Origin of the sequence: Solirhodobacter olei (assembly GCF_004010155.1) — a bacterium.
In the GTDB taxonomy this organism is placed as follows: domain Bacteria; phylum Pseudomonadota; class Alphaproteobacteria; order Rhodobacterales; family Rhodobacteraceae; genus Solirhodobacter; species Solirhodobacter olei.
Genome location: NZ_RRYH01000010.1, coordinates 25,690 through 51,404, shown reverse-complemented (window position 1 = coordinate 51,404; position 25,715 = coordinate 25,690). Strand labels below are relative to the sequence as shown.

General features: G+C 70.1%; 25 protein-coding genes. 5 read left to right on the top strand and 20 right to left on the bottom strand.

Going from position 1 to position 25,715, the window contains the following annotated elements:
* Positions 1-4: 4 nt before the first annotated feature.
* From EIP85_RS08800 to mdh, 4 genes are all read right to left on the bottom strand, one after another.
* Positions 5-817, bottom strand: coding sequence for a hypothetical protein (locus tag EIP85_RS08800; protein WP_127901814.1), 813 nt, complete (start codon positions 815-817; stop codon positions 5-7).
* A gap of 8 nt (positions 818-825) precedes the next feature.
* Positions 826-1,710 (bottom strand): succinate--CoA ligase subunit alpha, encoded by an 885-nt coding sequence (gene sucD, locus EIP85_RS08795; protein WP_127901813.1) that lies wholly within the window; start codon positions 1,708-1,710, stop codon positions 826-828.
* 5 nt (positions 1,711-1,715) lie between these two features.
* Positions 1,716-2,909 (bottom strand): ADP-forming succinate--CoA ligase subunit beta, encoded by a 1,194-nt coding sequence (gene sucC / locus EIP85_RS08790; RefSeq protein WP_127901812.1) that lies wholly within the window; start codon positions 2,907-2,909, stop codon positions 1,716-1,718.
* Positions 2,910-3,150: 241 nt separating this feature from the next.
* Positions 3,151-4,113 (bottom strand): malate dehydrogenase, encoded by a 963-nt coding sequence (mdh, locus tag EIP85_RS08785; protein WP_127901811.1) that lies wholly within the window; start codon positions 4,111-4,113, stop codon positions 3,151-3,153.
* A gap of 168 nt (positions 4,114-4,281) precedes the next feature.
* On the opposite strand from mdh, the gene EIP85_RS08780 reads away from it, so the two are divergent.
* Positions 4,282-5,034, top strand: coding sequence for a sulfite exporter TauE/SafE family protein (locus tag EIP85_RS08780; protein WP_127901810.1), 753 nt, complete (start codon positions 4,282-4,284; stop codon positions 5,032-5,034).
* Between the two features lie 19 nt (positions 5,035-5,053).
* On the opposite strand, the gene EIP85_RS08775 is transcribed toward EIP85_RS08780, so the two are convergent.
* The 4 genes from EIP85_RS08775 to EIP85_RS08760 form a co-directional block, all read right to left on the bottom strand.
* Positions 5,054-6,043, bottom strand: a complete 990-nt coding sequence (locus EIP85_RS08775; protein ID WP_127901809.1) for an aldose epimerase family protein — start codon at positions 6,041-6,043, stop codon at positions 5,054-5,056.
* A gap of 22 nt (positions 6,044-6,065) precedes the next feature.
* A complete protein-coding gene (locus tag EIP85_RS08770) occupies positions 6,066-6,923 on the bottom strand; it encodes an SMP-30/gluconolactonase/LRE family protein (protein WP_127901808.1) in 858 nt (285 codons plus the stop codon).
* Between the two features lie 31 nt (positions 6,924-6,954).
* Positions 6,955-7,887 carry a 2-dehydro-3-deoxygalactonokinase gene (locus EIP85_RS08765; RefSeq protein ID WP_127901807.1) on the bottom strand — a complete coding sequence of 311 codons (933 nt, stop codon included), beginning with the start codon at positions 7,885-7,887 and terminating at the stop codon, positions 6,955-6,957.
* 119 nt (positions 7,888-8,006) lie between these two features.
* Positions 8,007-8,879: a zinc ABC transporter substrate-binding protein gene (locus tag EIP85_RS08760; RefSeq protein ID WP_127901806.1), complete on the bottom strand. Its 873-nt coding sequence runs from the start codon at positions 8,877-8,879 to the stop codon at positions 8,007-8,009.
* Between the two features lie 105 nt (positions 8,880-8,984).
* Here EIP85_RS08760 and EIP85_RS08755 point away from each other — a divergent pair, with 105 nt between their 5' ends.
* Genes EIP85_RS08755 through EIP85_RS08745 form a run of 3 tightly spaced genes read left to right on the top strand, consistent with a single transcriptional unit; the run spans position 8,985 to position 11,057 of the window.
* Complete coding sequence (locus EIP85_RS08755; RefSeq protein WP_127901805.1) at positions 8,985-9,503, top strand: Fur family transcriptional regulator; 519 nt, start codon at positions 8,985-8,987, stop codon at positions 9,501-9,503.
* Positions 9,500-10,270: a metal ABC transporter ATP-binding protein gene (locus EIP85_RS08750; protein ID WP_127901804.1), complete on the top strand. Its 771-nt coding sequence runs from the start codon at positions 9,500-9,502 to the stop codon at positions 10,268-10,270. Before EIP85_RS08755 ends, EIP85_RS08750 begins: the two co-directional genes overlap by 4 nt.
* Positions 10,263-11,057, top strand: coding sequence for a metal ABC transporter permease (locus EIP85_RS08745; RefSeq protein WP_127901803.1), 795 nt, complete (start codon positions 10,263-10,265; stop codon positions 11,055-11,057). The genes EIP85_RS08750 and EIP85_RS08745 overlap by 8 nt, the downstream gene beginning before the upstream one ends.
* Positions 11,058-11,070: 13 nt before the next feature.
* Here EIP85_RS08745 and EIP85_RS08740 read toward each other — a convergent pair whose 3' ends face one another.
* On the bottom strand, positions 11,071-12,375 hold the full coding sequence (locus EIP85_RS08740; RefSeq protein ID WP_127901802.1) for a UDP-glucose dehydrogenase family protein: 1,305 nt from the start codon (positions 12,373-12,375) through the stop codon (positions 11,071-11,073).
* A gap of 105 nt (positions 12,376-12,480) precedes the next feature.
* Here EIP85_RS08740 and EIP85_RS08735 point away from each other — a divergent pair, with 105 nt between their 5' ends.
* Positions 12,481-13,107 (top strand): CAP domain-containing protein, encoded by a 627-nt coding sequence (locus EIP85_RS08735; protein ID WP_164871681.1) that lies wholly within the window; start codon positions 12,481-12,483, stop codon positions 13,105-13,107.
* A 6-nt stretch (positions 13,108-13,113) separates the two neighbouring features.
* Here the strand turns inward: EIP85_RS08735 and EIP85_RS08730 are convergent, their stop codons facing one another.
* From EIP85_RS08730 to EIP85_RS08680, 11 genes are all read right to left on the bottom strand, one after another.
* Positions 13,114-14,118, bottom strand: a complete 1,005-nt coding sequence (locus EIP85_RS08730; protein WP_127901800.1) for an SDR family NAD(P)-dependent oxidoreductase — start codon at positions 14,116-14,118, stop codon at positions 13,114-13,116.
* 155 nt (positions 14,119-14,273) lie between these two features.
* The gene (locus tag EIP85_RS08725) at positions 14,274-15,527 is read right to left on the bottom strand and encodes an NAD(P)/FAD-dependent oxidoreductase (protein ID WP_127901799.1); all 1,254 of its coding nucleotides are present in this window, start codon (positions 15,525-15,527) and stop codon (positions 14,274-14,276) included.
* A 3-nt stretch (positions 15,528-15,530) separates the two neighbouring features.
* Positions 15,531-16,679 carry an iron-containing alcohol dehydrogenase gene (locus EIP85_RS08720; RefSeq protein ID WP_127901798.1) on the bottom strand — a complete coding sequence of 383 codons (1,149 nt, stop codon included), beginning with the start codon at positions 16,677-16,679 and terminating at the stop codon, positions 15,531-15,533.
* Complete coding sequence (locus EIP85_RS08715) at positions 16,676-18,064, bottom strand: aldehyde dehydrogenase family protein (RefSeq protein ID WP_127901797.1); 1,389 nt, start codon at positions 18,062-18,064, stop codon at positions 16,676-16,678. The genes EIP85_RS08720 and EIP85_RS08715 overlap by 4 nt, the downstream gene beginning before the upstream one ends.
* A gap of 27 nt (positions 18,065-18,091) precedes the next feature.
* Complete coding sequence (locus EIP85_RS08710) at positions 18,092-18,460, bottom strand: VOC family protein (RefSeq protein ID WP_127901796.1); 369 nt, start codon at positions 18,458-18,460, stop codon at positions 18,092-18,094.
* Between the two features lies 1 nt (position 18,461).
* Positions 18,462-19,826, bottom strand: coding sequence for a glutamine synthetase family protein (locus EIP85_RS08705; RefSeq protein WP_127901795.1), 1,365 nt, complete (start codon positions 19,824-19,826; stop codon positions 18,462-18,464).
* A gap of 226 nt (positions 19,827-20,052) precedes the next feature.
* Entirely contained in the window at positions 20,053-20,988 is a 936-nt protein-coding gene (locus tag EIP85_RS08700) for a 2-hydroxyacid dehydrogenase (RefSeq protein WP_127901794.1), read from the bottom strand.
* 88 nt (positions 20,989-21,076) lie between these two features.
* The gene (locus EIP85_RS08695) at positions 21,077-21,817 is read right to left on the bottom strand and encodes a glucose 1-dehydrogenase (RefSeq protein WP_127901793.1); all 741 of its coding nucleotides are present in this window, start codon (positions 21,815-21,817) and stop codon (positions 21,077-21,079) included.
* 37 nt (positions 21,818-21,854) lie between these two features.
* Positions 21,855-23,303: an aldehyde dehydrogenase family protein gene (locus EIP85_RS08690; RefSeq protein ID WP_127901792.1), complete on the bottom strand. Its 1,449-nt coding sequence runs from the start codon at positions 23,301-23,303 to the stop codon at positions 21,855-21,857.
* A complete protein-coding gene (locus tag EIP85_RS08685; RefSeq protein WP_127901791.1) occupies positions 23,278-24,891 on the bottom strand; it encodes an ABC transporter ATP-binding protein in 1,614 nt (537 codons plus the stop codon). The genes EIP85_RS08690 and EIP85_RS08685 overlap by 26 nt, the downstream gene beginning before the upstream one ends.
* Positions 24,888-25,712 carry an ABC transporter permease gene (locus tag EIP85_RS08680; RefSeq protein ID WP_127901790.1) on the bottom strand — a complete coding sequence of 275 codons (825 nt, stop codon included), beginning with the start codon at positions 25,710-25,712 and terminating at the stop codon, positions 24,888-24,890. The genes EIP85_RS08685 and EIP85_RS08680 overlap by 4 nt, the downstream gene beginning before the upstream one ends.
* Positions 25,713-25,715: the final 3 nt, after the last annotated feature.

Sequence of the window (25,715 nt, the reverse complement as noted above, 5' to 3'; positions counted from 1 at the left end):
TACCCTACCGGTTCGCGCGAATTGAGCTGGTTTTGAGGATGAGAAGGGTCGGGGGCGGCGGCGACTGCGGATCGGCGCCCGCCACTTTCCAGAGACCCGGGAGATCGTAGAGATAGTAGCTGCCCTGCAGCGAGGAGCGGCCGGCCGCGGCCTCGAACCGGCCGGCGCCGAGCACGGCGCCGCTGGCGGCGCCCGGGTCGCGGACGAGGCCCGGCAGGCCGGTCAGCAGCGCCTCGTCGGCCGGGGCCAGGGCGAGGGTGCAGGCGACCCCGGCGGAGGCGGGCAGGTAGTGCTGCGGTTCGAAATAGCGGCGGATGAGGTTCGCCGTCCGCTCCGACGGGCGGGCGACGCTGATGGAGACGCCGGGGCCGGAGAAGGAGACCGAGCGGGCCGCGGCAGGGGCCGCCTTGGTGCCGGGGAAGGCCATGCTCTGCAGCGCCTGAAGCCCGAGGGCGAGGGCCACGCCCTGCGGCGTGGACAAGGCCCCGATCTCGGCCGCGGTCTTCGTCTGGGCGATGTAGAGGCCAACGGACTTCGCCAGCGCCATGAAGCGCCCGTCCTGGCTTGGCGGCTTGGCAGGCGGGGTGACGGGCTGCCAGCCCATCGCAGCGACGGCCTTTACCGTCGTGTCATAGCGCGCGTCGGGCGCGGTGCAGGCGGCCAGGACCGCCTGCAGGCTGGGCGGGGACTTGGCCGCGCTGTCGGGCAGCGGCTGGGCCGGGGCCTGAGGCGCGATGGCCAAGCCGAGGGCCAGCGCGGCAGAGGCCCAACGGCCCTGTCGCCCAAGCTCCGGCTCTGGCATCGCGCCCGGCTGCATGGCCCCGGCTACCCCTTGATCGCCTTCATGACGGCCTCGCCCAGCGTCGCCGGGCTGTCGGCCACGACGATGCCGGCGGAACGCATCGCCTCGATCTTACTCTCCGCATCGCCCTTGCCGCCGGCGACGATGGCGCCCGCGTGACCCATGCGGCGGCCCTTCGGCGCGGTGCGGCCCGCGATGAAGCCTGCGCAGGGCTTGGCCCGGCCGCGCTTCGCCTCGTCCTTGAGGAACTGGGCGGCTTCCTCTTCGGCCGAACCGCCGATCTCGCCGATCATGATCAGCGAGGTGGTTTCCGGGTCGGCGAGGAACATCTCGAGCACGTCGATATGCTCGGTCCCCTTGATCGGGTCGCCGCCGATGCCGACCGCGGTCGACTGGCCGAGGCCCATGTCGGTGGTCTGCTTCACGGCCTCGTAGGTGAGCGTGCCGGAGCGGCTGACGACGCCGACGCTGCCGCGCTTGTGGATGTGGCCGGGCATGATGCCGATCTTGCAGGCGTCGGGCGTGATGACGCCCGGGCAGTTCGGCCCGATCAGGCGCGAAGCGGAGCCGTCGAGCGCGCGCTTCACCTTCATCATGTCCAGAACCGGGATGCCTTCGGTGATACAGACGATCAGCTCCATCTCCGCGTCGATCGCCTCGAGGATCGAGTCGGCGGCATAGGGCGGCGGCACGTAGATGACGGAGGCGTTGGCGCCGGTCACGGCGCGGGCCTCGTGCACAGAGTTGAAGACCGGCAGGCCGAGGTGTTCGGTGCCGCCCTTCCCGGGCGTCACGCCGCCAACCATCTTGGTGCCATAGGCGATGGCCTGTTCGGAGTGGAAGGTGCCCTGCGAGCCGGTGAGGCCCTGGCAGATGACGCGGGTCGTTTCGTCGACGAGAATGGCCATCAGATTTATCCCTTCACCGCTTTGACGATCTTTTCGGCGGCATCGGAGAGATTGTCCGCAGCGATCACGTTGAGGCCGGAGTTCTGGATGATCTCCTTGCCCTTTTCCACGTTGGTGCCCTCGAGCCGGACGACCAGCGGCACCTTCAGGCCGACTTCCTTCACCGCGGCGATCACGCCCTCGGCGATGATGTCGCAGCGCATGATGCCGCCGAAGATGTTCACCAGGATGCCCTTCACGTTCGGGTCGGAGGTGATGATCTTGAAGGCCTCGGTCACCTTGTCCTTCGTGGCGCCGCCGCCGACGTCCAGGAAGTTGGCGGGTTCCGCGCCGTAGAGCTTGATGATGTCCATCGTCGCCATGGCAAGGCCCGCGCCGTTGACCATGCAGCCGATCTCGCCGTCGAGCGCGATGTAGTTCAGGTCGAACTTCGAGGCGGCGAGTTCCTTCGGATCCTCCTCCGTCTCGTCGCGCAGCGCGAGGATGTCGGCGTGGCGGAACAGCGCGTTGTTGTCGAAGCCGACCTTGGCATCGAGGCATTTCAGATCGCCGCCCGGCATCAGGATGAGCGGGTTGATCTCGACCATCTCCGCGTCCTTCTCGACGAAGAGGGTGTAGAGCTTGCTCACCAGGTCGACGCATTTGCCGACCGACTTGCCGGTGAGGCCCAGCGAGAAGGCGACGCGGCGGCCGTGGTAGGGCTGGAAGCCGGTGGCCGGGTCGATGGAGAAGGACAGGATCTTCTCCGGCGTCTTGGCCGCGACTTCCTCGATGTCCATCCCGCCCTCGGTCGAGGCGACGATGGAGATGCGCGAGGTGACGCGGTCGATCAGGAGGGCGAGGTAGAACTCCTTCTCGATGTCGGAGCCATCCTCGATATAGATCCGGTTGACCTGCTTGCCAGCCGGGCCCGTCTGATGCGTGACCAGCGTGCGGCCGAGCATCTGATGCGCCATCTCGGTGGCTTCCTCGACCGATTTGGCGAGGCGGACGCCGCCCTTCTCGCCGGCCGCGGCCTCCTTGAAGTGGCCCTTGCCGCGCCCGCCGGCGTGGATCTGTGCCTTCACCACCCAGAGCGGGCCTTCCAATGCGCTGGCAGCCGTCTTGGCCTCGTCGGCCCTGAGTACCACCCGGCCGTCGGAGACCGGGGCGCCGAATTCGCGCAGGAGCGCCTTCGCCTGGTATTCGTGAATGTTCATGAAACCGTCCCGTCTGGTGAAGTTTGGCGGAGGCTTGGCACAACGGGCCGGGGCCATAAACGCAATTCGACGCGATGAGCGGGTTTCGGGGGAAAATAGCGGATTTTGTGATCACGGTCTGAAAAAGTGTGATCACAAAAGAAATCAGCGCCGCGAGGGCGCTGATTCGTTTGCATCAATTCTTAAGGAAAGCAGGCGGTGCGGCGTGCCCCGGGCCTTCGCCCGGCGCGCGGCGGCCTGCTCAGGCCAGGCTCGGCTCGATGCCCTTGCAGGCTTCGACGAGACCCTTCACGGCGCTGACCGACTTCTGGAACATCTCGTTCTCGTCCGGGTTCAGCTTGATGTCGACGATACGTTCGACACCGCCGGCCCCCAGCACGACAGGCGCGCCGACATAGAGACCGTCGAGGCCGAGGGCGCCCTTCACGTAGGCCGCGCAGGGCAGGACGCGCTTCTGGTCCTTCAGGTAGGCTTCGGCCATCTCGATCGCCGACGCCGCCGGGGCGTAGAAGGCGGAGCCGGTCTTCAGCAGGCCCACGATCTCGGCACCGCCGTCACGGGTGCGCTGGACGATGGCGTCGAGCTTTTCCTGCGTGGTCCAGCCCATCTTGACCAGATCCGGCAGCGGGATGCCGGCGACCGTCGAATAGCGGGCGAGCGGCACCATCGTGTCGCCGTGGCCGCCGAGCACGAAGGCGGTGACGTCGCGCATCGAGACGCCGAATTCGACGCTGAGGAAGTGCCGGAAGCGGCCGCTGTCCAGCACGCCGGCCATGCCGACGACCTTCTCGTGCGGCAGGCCGGAGAATTCGCGCAGCGCCCAGACCATCGCGTCTAGCGGGTTGGTGATGCAGATGACGAAGGCGTCCGGGGCATGGGCCTTGAGGCCTTCGCCGACGGCCTTCATGACCTTGAGGTTGATGCCCAGCAGATCGTCGCGGCTCATGCCCGGCTTGCGGGGCACACCGGCGGTGACGATGCAGACATCGGCACCGGCGATGTCAGCGTAGTCGTTGGCGCCCTTGAGGGTGACGTCGAACTTTCCGATCGGGCCCGATTCCGCGATGTCGAGCGCCTTGCCCTGCGGCGTGCCTTCGGCGATGTCGAACAGGACGACGTCGCCCAGCTCCTTGGTCGCGGCGAGATGGGCGAGCGTGCCGCCGATCTGGCCGGCGCCGATGAGCGCGATCTTGGGTCTGGCCATGGGAAACCTCCGGTCGGTTGATGACGCGCGATGGGTAGACCCATCGGAAGGTCCGCGCAAGTGCGCCGCGGCGCGGCGAAACGGGGCCGGGCTGGCGGGCCCGTCATGTTTGCGCTAAAGCCGCAAGGCCCGCTGGGCAAATCCCCGGGCGGCACGAGGCGGGGGGGCATGCATTTCGATCTTCTGTTCTTCGCCGTGGCGGTGCCCGCGGTCCTGTTCGCGGGTGTCTCCAAGGGCGGTTTTGCCGGTGGCGGGGCCTTTGCGTCGACGCCGATTCTGGCGCTTGTGATCGCGCCCGGCCACGCCGTGGGCCTGATGCTGCCGCTTCTCATGATGATGGATGTGGCCACCCTGAAGCCCTATTGGGGCAAGTGGGACGGCACCGCGGCGAAGCTGCTGCTGATCGGCGCGCTGCCCGGCATCGCGCTTGGCGCCGCGATCTACCATCTGACCAATCCCAATGTCTTCAAGCTGCTCATCGGGGCGATCTCGATCGGGTTCGTCGCCTTCCAGATGGCGCGCTCCACCGGCCTTCTGCGGCTGGAGGGGCATGGCGTGGGGCCGCGGGCGGGGCTCGTCTCGGGCTTCGGGACCGGGTTCACCAGCTTCGTCGCCAATGCGGGCAGCCCGCCGGCGGCGGTCTACCTGCTGCTGAAGGGCGTCACGAAGACCGAGTACCAGGCGACCAACGTGATCGTCTTCTGGATCGTGAACCTGATCAAGTTCATCCCGTTCCTGAGCCTGGGCATCGCCACGCATCAGACACTGCTGGCGGACCTGATGCTGGCCCCCGTGGCGCTGATCGGCGCATGGCTGGGGGTCAAGGCGCATCACGCGGTGCCCGAGAAGGTGTTCTTCGCGCTGACCTACGTGCTGCTGGTCGCCACCGGCGGCAAGCTGATCTGGGACGCGCTGATCTGAGCGCCTGCGGCCCCCGCCTCTAGGCGCGCCCGAAGGTCCAGCGCGTGGTCTGGCGGTAGGTTTCGCCCGGCGCCAGCGTGACCGGGGGAAAGCTGTCATGCGCGGCCGCGTCGGGCCAGCCCTGGGCCTCCATCGCGATGCCGGCGTGGTGGCCGTAGGGCTGGCCCGAATGGCCGAGGTAGGGAGCGGTCTTCAGGCCCGCGCCGTCGTAGACCTGAAGGCCCGGCTCGGTCGTTTCGATTGTCATGGTGACGCCGCTTCGGCCCGTCAGCTCTGCCGCGAAGGCGAGGGGGCGGCGGGCGGAGGCAAGGCAGAAGTTGTGGTCGAACCCTTCGCTCAGGTCCAGCACCCGGCCCGTGCGCAGGTCGAAGGCGCCGGACACCGGGGCGGGGGCGCCGAGCGGCAGCAGGGCGGCGTCGACGGGCAGGTAGCTGTCCGCCGCGACGCGGAGCCGGTGGCCCCCGATGTCGGCGCGGCCGTCGAGCGCCCAGTAGCTGTGGTTGGCGAGGTTCATCAGCGTCGGCGCGTCGGTCGTGGCGGTCAGCTCGAGCGTCAGCGCCCGGCCGTCGAGGGCGAAGCGGGCCGAGATCTCTCGGGTGCCCGGGAAACCGCCGAGCCCGTCCGGCAGGGTGAGCGCGAGCGTCGCCCCGGCCCCGGTGGCCTCCACGATGCGCCAGGTGCGGGCATGGGTGCCCGTGGCGCCGGAGTGGAGGAGGTTCGGGCCCTCGTTTGCCTCGAAGCGGAAGTTTTTCCCGCCGATCTGCGCCTGCGCGCCGCCGATCCGGTTCGCGACCGGGCCGACCACGGCACCGGCATAGGCCAGCGGGCCTTCATAGGCCGCGAGCGTGCCGGAGCCGAGCGTCAGGCTGTAGGGCACGCCGGCGAGCCGCAGGTCCTGCAGGATCGCGCCGCGGGTCAGGATCGTGGCGGAAAGCTCGCCCGCGGCCAGGCGGATCGCCTCGATCCTGTCGCCGGAAGCGGTGGTGCCGAAGGAGCGGGTCGATGCCATGAGCGGATTTCCGAATAAATGTTTACAATAGGACCCGCGGCGCGGGCAGGCCGCGCGCGCCCGCGGGGGCGGTGAAGGTGCTGCCACTGAGTGGATGGGCGGCCAGTGCCCTGGCCGACATCCCCTCGCGCGCGGAGGTGCAGAAGAGCGTGGAGAGGTCGGGGCCGCCGAAGGCGGGGCAGGAGGTCTGCGGCGCGCCGAAGGTGACGGCGCGCAGGAAGCTGCCGTCCGGCGCGTGGACGGCGACGCGGGAGGCGCCCCATTCGGCGAGCCAGAGGTTGCCCTCGGCATCGAAGGTCGCCCCGTCGGGGTTGAGGCCCTCGGGGGAGAGGTCGAGGAACAGCTCCGGCTCCGCCGCGGGCCAGCCCTCTGCATCCAGCGCGACGCGCCAGACCTTGCCGATCGCGGTGTCGGAGAAGCAGGCCGACTTGCCATCCGGCGCGAAGCTGATGGCGTTCGGGATGGAGAGGCCGGGGACAAGGCGGCGAAGCTCGCCCTTGTGGTAGCGGTAGATCGCGCCGGCGCCGGCCTCGGCCTTCTTGCCCATGGTGCCGATCCAGAAGCCGCCGAGCGGGTCGGCGCGCCCGTCGTTGGAGCGGGTGGCCGGGTTGTCGGCCTCCAGCGCGCAGACATTGCGGCGGGCGCCGGTGGCGAGGTCGAACCGGAACAGCGCCGTCTCGGAGGCGACCAGCAGGCTGTCGCGGGAGATCCAGCCGGCGGCGGACACGCGTTCGTCGAAGGCCCAGTGGCGGGTCTCGCCCTGCTCACGGGTCAGCAGGCGGTTGTTCAGGATGTCGAACCAGAACAGTTGTTCACGTTCCGGATGCCAGAGCGGACCCTCGCCCAGCTCGCAGGGGGTGGCGTCGAAGATCTCGCTCATGTCCGGGCCTTTGTGCGGGGGGTGTTCCGGGTCATTTGCCCTGCCTCAGCAGGCCGCGGGCGGCGGCGAGGCCGGCCAGCGCGGCGGTGTCGCCTGACACCCATTGCGGCGCGAGGCCCTGGCGGGTGAGGGCGGCGGCATAGGCCTCGCTCACCTCCTCGGCGCCGATGATGACGATCTCCTGCCCCAGCCAGTAGGGCTTGGCGGCGGCCAGTTCCGCCCCGATCAGGGCACCCGAGAGGCGGGCGCGGGCGGTTTCCGGCGGGAGATCGTCCAGAAGCCCCTCCGCCCGCAGCGCGAAGAGCCGGGCGGCCAGCCGGTCCGGGCGGGAGAGGGCATCGTCCACGGCCATGGCGAAGGCGTCATCGCTCCAGCCCGCGGTCTTCACCGAATGGCGCAGGACGGACTGGTTGGCGAGCAGTGCGAAAAGCTCGCCGGTCATGAAGGTCTGGAAGCTCACCACCTCGCCCGCGCTGATGCGGACCCACTTGGTATGTGTGCCGGGCAGGCAGAGGACGCCGTCGAAATCGGGAGTGCCGGCCAGGAAGCCCGCGATCTGCGTCTCTTCCCCGCGCATCACGTCGGCGGGCACGGGCTGGCTCAGGCCGGGCAGGATGTGGACGGCGAGGCGCGGATCCTGCACCGGCGCTTCGGCGAAGCTGCCGGCGACGAGCGGCGTGCAGGGCACCGCACGATACGGCGCCTGGACCCAGCCCTGACGGGAGCCGACCATGCCGCAGGCGAGGACCGGCGTCACCCGACCCGGGGGCAGCCAGTCGCCGATCAGGGCCAGAAGGGCGGCCTCGAACCCGCCGGGTTCCATTCGGCTCATCCCCGCGTCGGAGCTGGCCTCGGCCGCGATGCCGCCCTCGGCGTCGAGCGCCCAGGCGCGCAGCCGCGAGGTGCCCCAGTCGACGGCGATCCAGTCGGGGCGGACGGGTGCGGGGGCGAGCGGGGCGCTCATGCGCGCGGCTCGGCGCAGGGGCGGTGAAACGGGACGTGAGACATGCTTGGAACCCTCCGGCGGCGACAATGGGCGGGCGCGCCGGGGAGTTCAAGGGGCGGGGGCGGGGCCGGCATACCCTAGCCGGTCACGCAGTCGGCAACCGTCTTCGCGAGGTTGGTGAGGAGCCGGGCGTAGAGGCCGGGGGAGGGTACGTCCGCCGCCGCGGTGCCGGCGAAATCCTGGCCGGCGCCGATCTTCACGCCCGTGCCCTCGGTCACGGCGGCGATGTAGCGCGGGTCGCGGCCGACCTCGGGGAAGACGCAGACGGCCTTGCCGTCGCGGATCACCTTGCGGATGGCGGCGAGGCGGGCGGCGGATGGTGCTGCGGCATCGCCAAGCTCGATCGTTCCGACGACGGTCAGGTGGTAGTGATCGGCGAAATAGCCGAAGGCGTCGTGGAACTCGACGATGGGCTTGCCGCGGGCGGGGGCCAGCTGGACCATGAGCTTCGCGTCGAGGGCCTGGAGCCTGGCCTGCGCGGCCTTGGCATTGGCGTTGTAGGTGGTGGCATGTGCCGGGTCGAGCCTGCCCAGCGTCGCCGCGATGGTGCCGAGCCAGGCCTCGGCATTGGTCGGGTCGAGCCAGGCGTGCGGGTCGGTGCCGCCGCCGCCGTCGAGCTGGCGGACATGACCGCCGCCGTCATGGAGAAGCGGCACCGACTGCGCCCTGGCGCCCAGCGTTTTCAGGGCCTTGGCGAGGCCGGGCATCAGTTCCGGCCCGTCCCAGAACACCACGTCGGCACGCGCCAGCGCTTCTGCCTGCGAGGGGCGCAGCTGGAAGTCATGCGGGTCGCCGCCGACCCTGTTGAGCATGACGGGCGTGCCGAGATTGCCCATCACCTGCAGGGTGAGCGACTGGATCGGCGCGAAATCGGTGACGACCCTCGGCACAGCGGCGCAGGCGGGTCCGGCAAGGAGCAGGGCGGAGAGGGCGAGGGCGAAGCGGCGCATTGGGGCCTCCGGGGGCTGCGGATGGGGCTTGCTGTTCGGGCTTCCCTCAAATACGTTACGAGATAACATGTCAAGATATGTTATTCTATAACGTGCGAGGGTGAGATGACCGATCGCGACACGCCCGAGACGACCGACAGCGCCGCCGCGCGGGCCTTCTCGGCGCATGACCATGAGGCCTGCGCCGGAGAGGTGCTGGCCCGGGCCGAGGCGGTGAGTGCCGCACGCGGCGCGCGGCTGACGCCGGTACGCCGCCGTGCGCTGGAGATCCTGCTGGAGGCGCACCGGGCGATGGGGGCCTATGAGGTGCTCGACCGGCTGTCGGCCGAGGGCTTCGGCAAGCAGCCGCCGGTGGCCTACCGGGCGCTCGATTTCCTCGTGGAGCAGGGGCTGGCGCATCGGATCGCGCGGCTCAACGCCTTCACGGCCTGTGTTCACCCGGGCGAGGCGCATTCCGCGGCCTTCCTGATCTGCCGCGCCTGCCACGCGGTTGCGGAGGCCGAGGCCGACCCGGTCCGCGTGGCGCTGGAGGCGGCGGCCGGCGCGGTCGGTTTCCAGGTGGAGCGCGCGACGGTGGAGGCGCTGGGCCTCTGCCCGTCCTGCCGGGAGGCGGCAGCGGCATGAAGCTGATCGAGGCGAAGGGCCTTACGGTCCGCTTTGGCGGGGCCACGGTGCTGGAGGCGGTGAATTTCGCCGTCGAGCCGGGGGAGATCGTCACCGTGGTCGGGCCGAACGGGTCGGGCAAGTCGACGCTGCTGCGGGCGCTTCTGGGTATCGTGCCCTCGACCGGGGAGGTGAGACGCAAGCCCGGGCTCCGGATCGGCTATGTGCCGCAAAGGCTGCATATCGACCGGGGCCTGCCGATGCCGGTCGGGCGATTCCTGTCGCTGCCGCGGCGGCGCGGTGCGGCAGAGGTGGCGGCGGCGCTGGCGCGGGTCGGGCTGCCGGGCGCCGAGGCGCGGGCGATGGCCGATCTTTCCGGCGGGCAGTTCCAGCGGGTGCTGCTGGCGCGCGCGCTTCTCATGGCGCCAGAGATCCTGATCCTCGACGAGCCGACACAGGGCCTCGACCAGCCGGGCGAGGCTGGGTTCTACCGGCTGATCGACGAGGTCCGCCGAGAGATGGGCTGCGCCGTGCTGATGGTGAGCCATGACCTGCATGTGGTGATGGCGGCCTCGGACCGGGTGATCTGCCTCAACGGGCATGTCTGCTGCGAGGGGACGCCGCAGGTCGTGTCCAACGCGCCGGAATACCGCGCGCTCTTCGGGCTGGGAACGCAGGGGGCGCTGGCGCTTTACCGGCACGCGCATGACCACGACCACGAGCATGATCACGGCCACGGCCACGATCACGCCCATCCGCATCACGCCGAAGGGGGCCAGGATGCTTGACGATTTCCTTGTCCGCGCCGCGCTTGCGGGGCTGGGTCTTGCTCTGGCGGCGGGGCCTTTGGGCTGCTTCGTCGTCTGGCGGCGGATGGCCTTCTTCGGCGATGCGACGGCGCATGCGGCGATCCTGGGCGTTGCGCTGTCGCTGGCCTTCGCGGCCTCGATCTTCGCGGGGACGCTGGGGGCGGCGCTGCTGATGGCGCTTCTGGTCTCCACGCTGGCCGGGCGCGGCTGGGCGGTGGATACGACGCTGGGGGTGCTGGCGCATTCGGCGCTGGCGCTGGGGCTGATCGCGATCAGCTTCGTGCATGGCGTGCGGGTGGACCTGGAGGCCTATCTTTTCGGCGATATCCTCGCCGTCTCGAAATCCGATCTGGTGGTGATCTGGTCCGGCGCGGCGCTGGTGGCGGTGCTGATCGGCTTGCGCTGGTCGGCGCTTCTGACCGCGACGCTGTCGGAGGACCTCGCCCAGGCCTCCGGGGTCAGCCCGGGACGGGAGCGGCTGGTGCTGACGCTGGCGCTCGCCGTCGTGGTCGCGGTCGCGATCAAGGTGGTGGGGGCGCTCCTGATCGCGGCGATGCTGATCATACCGGCCGCCGCCGCGCGCGGCCTGGCCCGGACGCCTGAGGCGATGGCGGTGGGCGCGATGGGGGTGGCGGCCATCTCCGCGCTGGGCGGGCTGGGCGCCTCGCTGCAGTTCGACACGCCGGCCGGGCCCTCGATCGTCGCGGTGGCGGCGGGGATCTTCGCGGTCTCGGCCGTAGCGTCGGCTTTGCGGCGGGCCGGATAGGGCGCTGTGGCGCTTACCGGCCGACGCTGACGTAGGCGGTAAAGCCGGCCTTCTCCGCATCCTTGGCGGAATAGATGTTGCGCAGGTCGGCCATGGCCGGGCGTGTCATCCCCCTGGCGATGCGGGAGAGGTCGAGCGCGCGGAATTCGTTCCACTCGGTCAGGATGACGAGGACATCGGCGCCTTTGGCGGCGGCATAGGCGTCCTCCTCCCAGGTGACGCCGGGCAGCAGCGCCTCGCCCTCCTTGCGGCCCTGGGGATCGACCACGCGGACCCGCGCGCCGCCGCCGACCAGCGCCGGCACGATGGTGAGCGACGGCGCCTCGCGCATGTCGTCGGTGTTGGGCTTGAAGGTGACGCCGAGGACGGCCACCGTCTTGCCGTTCACCGTGCCGTCGCAGAGGTCGATGATCCGGTCGATCATGCGCCGCTTGATCTCGTCGTTGACCTTGATAACCGTCTCGGTGATCTGCATTGGCACGGCATATTCCTGGCCGATGCGGGCCAGCGCGCGGGTGTCCTTCGGGAAGCAGGAGCCGCCGTAGCCGGGGCCGGCGTGCAGGAACTTGTTGCCGATCCGCCCGTCGAGCCCCATGCCGCGGGCCACGTCCTTCACGTCCGCGCCGACGCGTTCGCAGAGCGCGGCGATCTCGTTGATGAAGGTGATCTTGGTCGCGAGGAAGGCGTTGGCGGCGTATTTGATCATCTCCGCCGACTCGAGGTCGGTGTAGACGATCGGGAATTCGCGCAGGAAGAGCGGGCGGTACACCTCAGCCATCACCTCCCGAGCCCGCGGCGTCTCGACGCCGACGACCACGCGGTCGGGGCGCATGAAATCGTCGATCGCGGCGCCTTCGCGCAGGAACTCGGGGTTGGAGGCGACGTCGAAGTCCGCCCGCGGGTTGGCGGCGCGGATGACCTCGGCCACCTTCGCGTTGGTGCCGACGGGGACGGTCGATTTGGTGACGACGACGGCGTAGCCGGTCAGCGCCTTCGCGATGTCCTCTGCCGCGGCCATGACGTAGGTGAGGTCCGCGTGGCCGTCGCCGCGCCGGGTCGGCGTGCCGACAGCGATGAAGACGGCATCGGCCCCGGCGACGGCAGAGGCAAGGGCGGTGGTGAACGAGAGCCGCCCGGCGGCGACGTTGCGGGCCATGACCTCGTCGAGCCCGGGCTCGTAGATCGGCACCTCGCCCGCCTCCAGCATCTCGATCTTGCGGGGGTCCTTGTCGACGCAGGTCACCTCATGGCCGAAATCGGAGAAACACACCCCGGACACCAGGCCCACGTAGCCCGTCCCGATCATCGCAATCTTCATGAAACACTCCTCAGGCCAAGTCGTACCGGTCCTGCGCGATCCGGTGTAGGCTGTCAATCGCCGCGCCGGGAGGCGGGGCGAATCCCGCCGCCGGGGAGGCGTTCGATGCTGCGGATGTGCCGCCTGCTGATCGTGGTGTTGCTGGCCCTGCCGGGGCCGGCGCTGGCGGCGACCTGCCGGCTTGTGCCTGTCTCGGGGGCCGCGGCCCAACTGCCGGAGGCGGCGGCGATCGACGCGGCGCGGCTGGATCTGGCGATCCTGATGCAGGTGAATTACGCGCGCTGCCGGGCGGGTGTGGCCGCGCTGGGGCCTGCGCCGTCGCTGCGGCAGGTGGCCATGGCGCAGGGGCGCTGGATGGCGATCCGGCAGCGGCTGACGCATAACGGCGGGCCGCCGGGGCTCACGAGCCTGCGCGCCCGGCTGGCGGCGAGCCGGATCGAATACCGGACGGGGGGTGAGAACATCGCCACCGTCTCGGCCTACCGGATCGACAACCGGCGGATCCGGCTGGGGCCGGGGGCCTGCGACTTCCGCGATATGAATGGCCACGCGATCCCGCGGCAGAGCTACGCAAGTCTCGCCGCCGAGGTGGTGGCGAACTGGATGGCCTCTCCCGGCCACCGGCGCAACATCCTCAACCCGGCCTTCCGGTGGAGCGGGACAGGGTTCGGGTTCGACCGGCGGGGGAGCTTCTGCGGGACGTTCTATCTATCGCAGATGTTCGCCGGTTGAGGCGGATCAGACCGCGTAGAAGCCGCGGTACCAGTCGACGAATTTCTGCACGCCCTCTCGGATGTCTGTCTTGGGGAGCGCGCCCACCAGGCCTTCCAGCAGGTCGGTCGAGGCCCAGGTGGCGGGCACGTCGCCGGGCTGCATCGGAAGGTAGTTGCGCTGCGCGGGCTGGCCGAGGGCGGCCTCTACGGCGGCGACGAAATCCAGCAGTTTCACCGGCGCGCCGTTGCCAATGTTGACCACCCGCCAGGGCGCGACGGGCGAAAGGCTGTCGCCGGCCACTGGCGCGCCCGCGCCGGGGATGGCGCCGATCAGGCGGTGGATGCCCTCGACGAGGTCGTCGACATAGGTGAAATCGCGCATCATCTCGCCGTGGTTGTAGATGTCGATCGGCTGGCCTTCGAGGATCGCCCGGGTGAACTTGAAAAGCGCCATGTCCGGGCGCCCCCACGGCCCGTAGACGGTGAAGAAGCGGAACATCGTCACCGGCAGGCCGTAGAGATGGGCGTAGGAATGGGCCATCGCCTCGTTCGCCTTCTTGGTCGCGGCGTAGAAGGACATCTGGGCATCGGCCTTGTCGGTCTCGCGATACGGCATCTCGGTATTGGCGCCGTAGACCGAGGAGGTGGAAGCCATCAGCATATGGGCGGGCGGATGGGCGCGGGCGGCCTCCAGCAGTTCGAATGTGCCCTGCAGGTTGGCGGTCACGTAGGATTGCGGCGCCTCGATCGAGTAGCGCACGCCCGCCTGGGCAGCGAGGTGGACGACGACCTGGGGCCTGACTTCCGCCATCAGGGCGCGGAGGCGGCCGGGCTCCTCCAGCATCGCCTCGACGGGGCGGAAGGCGGGGTTCTCTGCCAGCATCTCGTGCCGCCGGCGCTTCAGCGCGGGGTCGTAGTAATCGGTCATGCCGTCGAAGCCGGTGACCTCGAACCCCTCGGCCAGCAGACGCGCGCAGAGGTGGTAGCCGATGAACCCGGCCGAGCCGGTGACGAGGGCGGTGCGGGTCATCTGGGCCTCCCTGGAAAGCGCGGCCACCTTAGGCGCGGGCGGGCCGGGGTCAAGCCGGGGGCCTGGGCTTTTGCCTGGTCGAAATACTCCCGCCGGGCGCCCGGCCCGTCCGCCGCGCCCCCGGCGAGAGTATTTGCGCCAGGAAAAAGGGCCGGTCAGAACCGGGCGGGAAGGACACCGGCGAGGGCCGGGTCGGGCGGGGTGCCGGCGAGGTGCCCCTCGATCAGCGCGGCGGTGCGGGGGGCGAGGGTCAGGCCGATATGACCGTGGCCGAAGGCGAGGAGGATCTCGGGGCCGGCCTTCGACGGGCCGATGACCGGAAGGGAATCCGGCATCGAGGGGCGGAAGCCGAGCCAGGTGCGCGAGGGCGCCGGCAGGTCGGGGAAGACCGCGCGGCTGCCCTCGATGATCCGCGCGATGCGATGGGGAGAAGGCGGGGCATTCAGCCCGCCGAGTTCCACCGTGCCGGCGGCGCGCAGGCGCCCCGACATCGGGCAGAAGTAGAAGCCGCGGGAAACCGGGCAGCTGGGGCGGGCGACGGGGGCCTCTGCCATGTCCCATTCGACATGGTAGCCGCGTTCGGTGTCGAGCGGGATGCGGTCGCCTGCCGAGCGCGCGAGCGCGCGGGAGCGGGCGCCGGCGGCGATGACGGCGCGGGCGGCGCCGAGGGTGCGGGGGCCTTCGGGGCCCTGCGTTTCGATGGTGACGCCGCCGCCCTCCCGGCGCAGCGCCCGAGCCTCGGCGGTGACGATGCGGGCGCCGGCGGCCTGGGCGGCCGTTGCGATCGCCGTGACGGTGCGGCCCGGGTCGGAGAGAAACCAGGTGTTGGGGAAGAAGGCGGCGCCGGCGAAGCGGCGTGGCAGGTTCGGCTCCAGCTGGCCAAGCTCGTCGGCCGTAAGGATTTCCACCGTTACGCCGAGGGTGCGGCGGTGGGCGAGGTCGGCCTTGGCGGCCTCGACGTCGCGGGGCGTGTCGTAGAGGTAGAGGTTGCCGGTCTGCCCGAGGCCCTCTGCCGCGCCGACCTCTGCCGCGAGATCGCGCCAGCGGGCGCCCGCGTCCGAGAGCAGCCGGGCCAGCACGGCCGAATTGCGGCGGGCCGGGCCGGGGAGCGACTGCGCCGCGAAGCGCAGTAGCCAGGGGGCGAGCGTCGGCAGCGCCGCCTTGCGGATCGCGAGCGGCGAGTTCCGGTCGAACAGGAGCGAGGGCAGGGATTTCAGCACATCGGGCGTGCCGACCGGCATCACGGCGTAATCCGCGATGGTGCCGGCATTGCCGAAGCTCGCACCCGAACCGGGCGGGTTCGGGTCGATCAGAACGACCTCCCGCCCCGCCCGGGCGAGCCGGAGCGCGAGGGTGAGGCCGACCACGCCGGCCCCGACGATTGCGACTTCTGCCTCCCGCGCGGCCATGGCTTACATGCAGGCGTCGAAGAGGGCGCGGGTGTTCTCGCGCGTCATCGTGACCGGGTTGCCGCCGCAGGAGGGATCCTCCAGCGCCATCTCGGTCAGCTCGTCGAGACGGGAATATTCCACGCCCATGGCCGAGAGGTTTTCCGGGATGGAGAGGGTGGCGCGCAGTTCCAGCACCGCCTCGTGGAAGCCGCCGAAGCCGCCGGGGATGCCGAGATAGGCGGACGCGCGGGCGATCCGCTCCTCGATCGCGGGGCGGTTGAACTCCAGCACCATCGGCATCACCACGGCATTGGTGGTGCCGTGATGCGTGCCGTAGACCGCGCCGACCGGGTGCGAGAGCGAGTGGATCGCGCCGAGACCCTTCTGGAAGGCCACGGCCCCCATCGCGGCCGCGCTCATCATATGGGCGCGGGCTTCGAGGTCATCCGGGCTGGCATAGGCCTTGGGCAGGTTCTCGAACACCAGCCGCATGCCTTCGAGGGCGATGCCCTGGCTCATCGGGTGGTAATGCGGCGAGCAGTAGGCCTCCAGGCAGTGGGCCAGCGCGTCCATGCCGGTTCCGGCGGTGATCGCCTTCGGCATGCCGACAGTCAGCTCCGGGTCGCAGATCGTCACCGCGGGCATGAGCTTCGGGTGGAAGATGATCTTCTTCTTGTGGGTCTCGGTGTTGGTCAGCACGCCGGCGCGGCCGACCTCCGATCCGGTGCCGGCGGTGGTGGGCACGGCGACGATGGGGGCGATCCTGGCGGCGTCGGCGCGGGTCCACCAGTCGCCGACATCTTCGAGGTCCCAGACGCTGACGGTCTGGGCATGCATCAGCGCGATCATCTTGCCGAGGTCGAGCGCGGAGCCGCCGCCGAAGCAGATCACCCCGTCATGCCCGCCGGCCTTGAAGGCGGCTATGCCGGCCTTCATGTTGGCCTCGGTCGGGTTCGGATCGACCTCGCAGAACATGCCGCGGCCGAGGCCGGCGGCCTCCATGATCCCGAGCGCCTGGGCGGTGATGGGCAGGGCGGCCAGCGCGCGGTCGGTCACCAGGAGCGGCCTTTTCAGCCCCGCTTCCTTGCAGAAATGGGCAAGCTCCTGGATCCGGCCGGGGCCGAACTTGACGGCGGTGGGATAGGACCAGTTGGCGGTGGGCGGGGTCATTTCGTCACCTTCTTCAGATGGTAGGATTTCGGGCGCGTCACCGCCATGTAGCCGAGCGCGGAGAGCGAGGCGCCCCGGCCGGTATCCTTGCAGCCCGTCCAGCACAAGGCCGGGTCGAGGTAGTCGCAGCGGTTCATGTAGACGGTGCCGGTCTGGATCTGGGCGCCCACCGCGGCGGCGCGTTCCGGGTCCGAGGTCCAGAGCGAGGCGGTCAGGCCGTAGGGCGAGTCGTTCATCACCGCCACCGCCTCGTCATCGTTCTTCACTGGCATGATGCCTACGACCGGGCCGAAGCTTTCCTCGCGCATCACCCGCATCTCGTGGTTCACGTTGATGAGGATCTGGGGGGCGAGGTAGGCGCCGCCGTCGTCGGCGGGGAAGAGGTGCGGGTCGATCAGCGCGGTCGCGCCCTCGGCCAGCGCATCGGCGATCTGGCTGCGCACGACATGGGCGAAGCGGGTGTGCGCCATCGGGCCAAGCGTCGTCGCCTCGTCCATCGGATGGCCGAGGTGGAGCTTCTTCACCCACTCCACCGCCTTTTCGACGAAGGCGCTGTAGAGGCTCTGGTGGACGTAGATCCGCTCGATCCCGCAGCAGCACTGGCCGGCGTTGAACATCGCGCCGTCCATCAGCCCGTCGACGGCGGCGTCGAGGTCGGCGTCGTCCATCACGTAACCCGGGTCCTTGCCGCCGAGTTCCAGCCCCAAGGGCGTGAAGGTGCCCGCCGCGGCGCGTTCGATCGCCTGCCCGCCCGCGACCGAGCCGGTGAAGTTCACGAAGTCGAACGCGCGGTCGGCAATCAGATCCTCGGTCGTGGCGTGGTCGAGGATGACGTTCTGGAAGACATCGGCCGGAACGCCGCCTTCGTGCAGCGCCTGCGCGAGGCGCTCGCCGACGAGCAGCGTCTGGCTCGCGTGCTTCAGGATCACGGCGTTGCCGGCGATCAGCGCCGGGACGACGGTGTTGATCGCGGTGAGATAGGGGTAGTTCCAGGGCGCGAGGACGAGGACCACGCCCAGCGGCTCGCGCTCGATCCGCCGCTCGAACCGGTCGGAGGCCTCGACCACGGTGGGGGCGAGCGCGGTCTCGGCGATGCTCGCCATGTAGTCGGCGCGTTCGTTCACGCCGCCGAATTCGCCGCCGAAGCGGACCGGACGGCCCATCTGCCAGGCGAGTTCCTCGACCGCGGCGTCCTTCATCGCGGTGAGCGCGGCGATGCCGGCCTTCACCTTCGCGACCCGCTCCGCCAGCGGCAGCGCCGCCCAGTCCGGCTGCGCCGCGCGGGCGCGGTCCACCGCCGCCTGCGCATCCTCGTGCGAAAGCGTCTGCCGCTCGGCATAGACCCGCCCGTCCACGGGCGAGATCAGTTCGATCGTCTTGGTCATGGTGTCCTCATTTGGTCCGGGCCGGGATCAGCCGTAGCTGCTGACTTCGATCAGGTTCCCGTCCGGGTCGTTGAAATAGATCGAGGTGATCGGCCCTCTTGCCCCGGATTTCTGCACCGGGCCCTCGGCGACCACAACGCCTTCCGCGCCGAGCCGGTCGAGTACCGCTTGCGGCGCCCAGCGGGTGAGAAGGCAGAGATCGCCCGAGCCGATGCAGGCATGGTTGCGGGTCTCCTGACCAAGCCTCTGCAGGTTGATCTTCTGCGCGCCGAAGCGCAAGGCGCGGCGGCCGTCGCCGAATGTCACAGGCTCCATGTCCAGCACCCGGGCGTAGAAGCGCGCCGCGGCGTCCGGGTCGCGCACGGTCAGGACCAGGTGGTCGATCGCCTCGATCATCTCAGGCCCGCTCCAGCCCCCGCTGAAGCTCGAAATCCGTCACCACGCGGTCCATCTCCTCGATCTCCCAGGTGGCGGCGCGGGTGTAGTGCTCCACCACCCCGTCGCCGAAGGCGGCGCGGAGCATCTTCGAGCCATGCAGCCGCTCGGCCGCGGCGCGCAGCGTCTTCGGGATCTCGCGCACGTTCGCGGCGTGGTAGGCGTCGCCGGAGGCCATCGGCTCCAGCTCCAGCTTGCGCTCGATGCCGTCGAGGCCGGCGGCGAGCATGGCGGCGAGCGCCAGATAGGGGTTCAGGTCCGACCCGCCGATGCGGCATTCGACGCGGATCGCCTTGGTGTTCTCGCCGCAGATGCGGAACCCCGCGGTGCGGTTGTCGAAGCTCCAGACGGCCTTGGTCGGCGCGAACATGCCTACGACGAAGCGCTTGTAGCTGTTGACGTAGGGGGCGAGGAAATAGGTGATCTCCTCGGCATGGGCGAGAAGCCCGGCGAGGTAGTGCTCCATCACCTTCGACATGCCATGCGGGCCGTCCGGGTCGCGGAAGGCGGGCTTGCCGTCCTTCCAGAGCGACTGGTGGACATGCGAGGAGGATCCCGCCCGGGCGTGATCGTATTTCGCCATGAAGGTGACAGAGCGGCCCCTGGCGAAGGCGATCTCCTTCACCGCGTTCTTGACGATGGCGTGGTTGTCGGCGGTGTCGAGCGCGTCGGAATACTTGACGTTGATCTCCTCCTGGCCGACTTCGGCCTCGCCCTTGGAGCATTCGACCGGGATGCCGGCGCCGAAAAGCCCGTTGCGGACGGCGCGCATCACCTCTTCCTCCTTCGTGGTGCCGAAGATGGAATAGTCGATGTTATGGGCGCCGAGCGTCTTCGGGTCGCGCCAGTTCGCGTCGCGGAGCTGGGCGTAGCTCTGCTCGAAGAGGAAGAACTCCAGCTCCGTCGCCATCATCGCGTCGAACCCCATCGCCTTGGCGCGGGCGACCTGCTTCTTCAGGATCGCGCGGGGGGACTGGGCAACCTCCTCGTGCGTCTCGTGGTCGAAGACGTCTCCGAGGACCATCGCCGTACCCTCGAGCCAGGGCACGCGGTGCAGCGTCTTCATGTCGGGCTTCAGCGTGTAGTCGCCGTAGCCGCCCGCCCAGGAGGCGGAGGCATAGCCGGGCACCGGGACCATATCCATGTCGACGGTCAGCAGGTAGTTGCAGCAATGCGTCTCTTCATGGGCGCTTTCGATGAAGTGGCTGGCGTGGAAGCGCTTGCCCATCAGGCGGCCCTGCATGTCCACCATGCAGAGTACGACGGTGTCGATCCGGCCCGCGGCCGCCTCCGCCTTCAGATCCTCGAAGCTCAGATTGCCGGCCATGTCATTCCCCCTTGCGCGCTTGCGTCCGGCGGCTGACCGCCCGGCTGGCCGTTCCCGGATGTCGCCTGGCTTCGTCCGCGCCGGGGCCCTCGCGGCAGCGGCAACAGGGGAGAGGACCGACCCGCAGAGCGGCAGCGGGAGATCCCGCGGACCTTTGCGCCGAGGCTGCCCGCTCGGCCCGAGCCCTGTCAAGCGGGATCGCGCGGCCCGCCGGGGTTCCGGCGGCTCAGTAGCCCCGGGCGCGGTCGACGCGGTGGAGGAAGGGCACGCCCGCCTCGCCGCGGCGGATGTTCTCGGCGATCACGCGCGAGGCGCTGGCGGGGCGCGTGTCGGCGGCGATATGGGGCGTGACGGTGACGCGGGGGTGGGCCCAGAACGGATGCTCCGGCGGTAGCGGCTCGGTGCGGAAGACGTCGAGCGTGGCATGGCCGAGCCGGCCCGCGTCGAGCGCGGCCAGAAGCGCCGCGTCGTCGATCAGCGGCCCGCGGCCGGGGTTGATCAGCGCGGCCCCTGGCGCGAGAAGCGCGAGGCGCCCGGCATCGATCAGGTTCGTCGTCTCCGCCGTCAGCGGCAGCAGCAGCACCACGATCTCCGCTCCCGTGAGCGCCCGGGCCAGCCCCTCCGGCCCGCTGAGGCAGGTGAGGCCCGGCACCTCCTTCGGCGTCCGGCTCCACCCCGTGACGGGGAAGTTCAGCGCGGCGAGGGCCTGGCCGCAGGCCGCCCCCAGCGCGCCAAGCCCGAGCATCGTCACCTTCCGCTCGCGCGCTACCGGCGGGATCAGGTTGTGGCGCCAGATGCCGTCCTGGTTCAGCACATGGGTATCGAGGCCCAGGTGGTGGCGCAGCACGTTGCCCACGACATATTCCACCATCCCCTCGGTCAGCGCCGGGTCGACCATGCGGCAGAGCGGCATCGTCAGCCCCGGTAGGCCCACGATCTTCTCCACCCCCGCCCAGAGGTTCAGCACCGCCTTGCAGCGGGTGTAGGGCGCGAAATCCGAGATCGTGCCGCCCGGGGCGAAGACGATATAGTCGACCTGCTCCGGTGCGATCTTCTCGGCCATCTCCACGTCCAGCCCGGCCTCGGCGAAGGCTTCTGCCAGCGGCGCGCGGTATGCCGGCCAGAGGTCGGGCCCGGCGGCGAACTGGACGGTGATCGGCATTGCTCTCTCCCTCGGGCGCATCGGCCCTGTCTTTCATCCTGGCAAGAATGTTCCGCGGGTCAGGGGGCGGCGCCCCTGGCGGGACCCGTCAGATACACCGCCCGCCGTCGACTTCAAGCGCGACCCCCGTCACCATAGAGGCCTCGTCCGAGCAGAGATAGAGCGCCGCCGCACCCATGTCTGCCGGGGTCGAGAAGCGCCCGATCGGGATGGTGGCGAGGAACTTCGCCCGCATCTCGGGCGTATCCTCTCCCATGAAGCTTTTCAGAAGCGGCGTCTCCCCCGCCACCGGGCAGATCGCGTTCACCCGCACGCCGAACGGCGCCAGCTCCACCGCCATGGACTTCGTGGCTGTGATCATCCAGCCCTTCGAGGCGTTGTACCAGCTCAGCCGCGGCCGGGGCGACAGCCCGGCGGTGGAGGCGACGTTGAGGATCGCCCCGGCATTGGCCGCCTTCATCCGCGGCACGATATGGCGGGCGGCGAGGTATACGGACTTGGTGTTGACGGCGAGGACGCGGTCGAAATCCGCCTCGCTCACCTCCTCCATCGGCGCAGGGAGATGGGTGACGCCGGCGTTGTTCACCAGGATGTCGATCTTGCCGAACGCCGCCATCGCCGCCTCGCCCATGGCGCGGACCGAGGCGTCCTGGCTCACGTCTACCACTTGGCCGAGCCCGCCGATGTCCGCCGCAACGGCCCGGGCGGCTTCGGCGTTGATATCGGCCACCATGACCCGCGCGCCCTCTGCCGCGAAGGCGCGCGCGATACCCGCCCCGAAGCCCGAGCCGCCGCCCGTCACGATTGCCGTCTTTCCCTCCAGCCGCATCCTTGCCTCCCCTGCGGTTTCCTCTGTCCTGCGCCTCTCAGCCGTGATGCGCCGCCACGGTCTTCAGTGTCGAGAAGCCGTAGAGCGCCTCGAACCCCTTCTCGCGGCCATGGCCGGACTTGCCGATGCCGCCGAAGGGCAGCTCCACCCCACCGCCGGCGCCGTAGTTGTTCAGAAACACCTGCCCGGCGCGGAGCCGCCGCGCCATCCGCATCGCGCGGCCGCCGTTCTCGCTCCAGCAGCTGGCGACGAGGCCGTAGCCGGTGCCATTGGCGATCGCCACGGCCTCTTCCTCGCCCTCGAAAGGGATGACGACCTGCGCCGGGCCGAAGATCTCGTCCTGCGCCAGCCGGTGGTCGGGGCGGACATCGGCCAGCAGTATGGGGGCGACGTAATGGCCGCCCGCGGGGGCGTCTTCCACGATCCTGCCGCGCGCGGCGACGGTGAGGTCGGAGGAGAGGGCGAGGAAGCCCTCCACGATCTCCTTCTGCCGGGCGGAGATCAGCGGGCCGACGTCGAGATCCGCCATTGCCGGGCCGACGCGGAGCGCGGCATAGCGGGCGGCCATGCGCTCCACCACCTCGGCGTAGCGGGCGCGCTCCACCAGGATGCGGGAGGAGGCCGAGCAGGTCTGCCCCGCGTTCTGGATCCCGGCGTTGACGAGGAAGGGCAGGGCCTTGTCGAGATCGGCATCGGCGAAGACCACCTGGGGGGACTTGCCGCCGAGTTCGAGCGTCACCGGCACGACGTTGCGCGCGGCAGCCTCCTGCACCAGCTGACCCACCGCGACGGAGCCGGTGAAGCTCAGATGACGCACGCCGGGATGGGCGGAAAGCGCCGCGCCCGCCTCTTCGCCCAGGCCCGGGACGACGTTCAGCGCGCCGGCGGGCAGGCCCGCCTCCTCCGCCAGCCGGGCGAAGGCGAGGGCGGTGAGGCACGCCTCCTCGGCGGGTTTCAGCACGCAGGCATTGCCCATGGCGAGCGCCGCGCCGACCGAGCGGCCGATGATCTGCATCGGGTAGTTCCAGGGGATGATATGGCCCGTCACCCCATGCGGCTCGCGCAGCGTGTAGACGGTGTAGCCGTCGAGATAGGGGATCGTCTCGCCCATCACCTTGTCCGCGGCGCCGGCGTAGAACTCCATGTAGCGCGCCAGCGCCAGCGCGTCGGCCCTGGCCTGTTTCAGCGGCTTGCCGACATCGGTGGCCTCTAGCACGGCGAGGTCGTCCACCCGCGCCAGCACCAGCTGCCCGATGCGGGCGAGGATGCGCCCACGTTCGGCCGCGCTCATCCGGCCCCAGTCGCCCAGAAGCGCGCCCTCGGCGGCCGCAACGGCGGCGTCGATCTCGTCCCTGCCGCCCCGGGCGATGGTGCCAATGCCGAGGCCGGTGGAGGGATCCTCCAGCGGCAGGGTCGCGGCGGCGGCAATCCAGCGCCCGCCGATGAACATCTGCGCGGGGTCAAACCACAGTCTGTCGAGCGGCATCGTCTTCCCTCCAGTCGGGCGGCAGGCGCGGCGAGGCCGCCACCAGGGTCTTCGTATAAGCATGGGCGGGGGCGTCGAAGACACGGCCCGTCTCGCCTTCCTCCACGATCTCGCCCGCCTGCATAACCAGAACACGGTCGGTGATCGCACGGACCACCGCAAGGTCGTGGCTGATGAAGAGATAGGCGAGGCCGTGGCGCGACTGCAATTCGGCCAGCAGGTCCAGCACCTGCGCGCGGACCCGCACGTCGAGGGCGGAGACCGCCTCGTCCAGCACGATCAGCCTGGGGCGAAGGATCAGCGCGCGGGCGATGGCGATGCGCTGGCGCTGGCCGCCGGAGAACTCGTGGATGTACTTCCGGGCATCGGCGGGGACGAGGCCGACCTCCTCCAGCGCGCTGGCTACCCGCGCGGCGGGGTCGGCCGGCGGCTCATGCAGCAGGTGCAGCGGCTCGGCCACGAGGCGTGCGACGGTCCAGCGCGGGTTGAAACTGCCGTAGGGGTCCTGGAACACCGCCTGCATCTTGGCGCGCATCGTCCGGTGCATGTGGTGGCCGGCGCGGACCGCCTCCCCCCCCAGCCGGATCGTGCCGCCTTGCAGGACGTCGAGGCCGAGGATGGCGCGGGCGAGGGTGGACTTGCCGCAGCCGGACTCACCGACAAGGCCGAGGCTCTCGCCCTCGTGGAGCGTGAAGCTCACCCCCTTCACCGCGCGGAAATGGGACTGCGGCCCGAAGGGGCGGGTGCGGGGCAGGGTGTAGGCGCGCTCTGCGCCCGCGACCTCGAGAAGCGGCTTTTCCGTCCGCGTCACCTGCCGCGCAGGGGCGTGGTCGGAGGCGGCGAAAAGCCGGCGGGTGTAGTCATGCGCCCGGGTGCGGAAAAGGGCCTCGGTCGGCCCGGCCTCCACGATCCGGCCGGCCTGCATCACGGCGACATGGTCGGCCATGCCAGCCACCACGGCGAGGTCATGGGTGATCAGCATCAGCGCCATGTCCTCCTCCTCCACCAGCCCCTTGAGCAGGTCGAGGATCTGCGCCTGCGTCGTCACGTCGAGGGCCGTCGTCGGTTCGTCGGCGATCAGCAGCTTCGGGCGGAGGGCAACCGCCATGGCGATGCAGACGCGCTGGCGCTGGCCGCCCGAAAGCTCATGCGGGAAACGGTCGAGCGGGAAGCGTTCCTCGAAGAGCCCGACGCGGTCGAGGCGTTCCCGCGCCACCTCCAGCGCCGCGCGGCGGCTGGCGGCGCCGTGGATCATCAGCGTCTCCGCCACCTGGTCGCCGATGGTCTTGACCGGGTTCAGCGCTGTCATCGGCTCTTGGAAGATCATGCCGATTTCACGGCCTCGAAGCGCGCACATCCGGCGTTCCGAGAGGGCGAGGAGGTTCTCGCCCCCCATCGCAGCCCGTCCCGTGCTTGTCCCGCCGTAGGGGAGGAGCTGCATCAGGGCCAGCGCCGTCATCGACTTGCCGGAGCCCGACTCGCCGACAAGGCCGAAGACCTCCCCCGCGCGGATGTCGAAGTCGAGGCCGTGCAGGATCGGGGCGCGGTGGATCGAAAGCTGAAGATCGCGGACGGAGAGGAGCGTCATGACCGGCGCCTCAGCCGTGGGTCGAGGAGGTCGCGCAGCCCGTCGCCCATCAGGTTCAGCCCCAGCACCGTCAGCACGATGGCGAGGCCGGGGAAGATGGCGAGCTGCGGCGCGAAGGCCATCATCGTCTGGCTGTCGGCCAGCATCCTGCCCCAGGAGGGCGTGGGTGGCTGCGCGCCGAGGCCGACATAGCTCAGCCCCGCCTCGGCGAGGATGCCGAGGGAGAACTGGATGGTGCCCTGCACGATCAGGAGGTTCGCCACGTTCGGCAGGATATGCTCCACCGAGATCCGGGCCCGGCGCTTGCCCGCCACCTGCGCCGCGCGGATGTAGTCGAGCGTCCAGAGGCTCAGCGCGCCGGCCCGGGTGACGCGGGCGAAAACCGGGATGTTGAAGATCCCGATGGCGAGGATCGCGTTCAGCGCCGAGGGCCCGAAGACCGAGGTGATCAGGATGGCGATGACGATGGCCGGGAAGGCGAAGACCAGGTCGCCGCCGCGCTGGATCACCTCGTCGGTCAGGCTGCCGCGGCGGGCGGCAGCCCAGAGGCCGAGCGGCACGCCCCCGGCCATGCCGATTGCCACGGCGACGACGGCGACGGCGATCGACGTGCGGGCGCCGACCATCAGCTGGGAGGCGACGTCGCGCCCGAACTGGTCGGTGCCGAGCCAGTGCAGCGGCCCCGGCGGGCGGAATTTCTGCGCGATGTCCATCGCGGCATAGGGATAGGGCGTCCAGACATAGGACAGAATTGCCAGCGCCAGGAAGAACCCGGCGAGGCAGGCGCCGATCCAGAGCGTGGCGCGTCCCCTTCCCCTCATGCG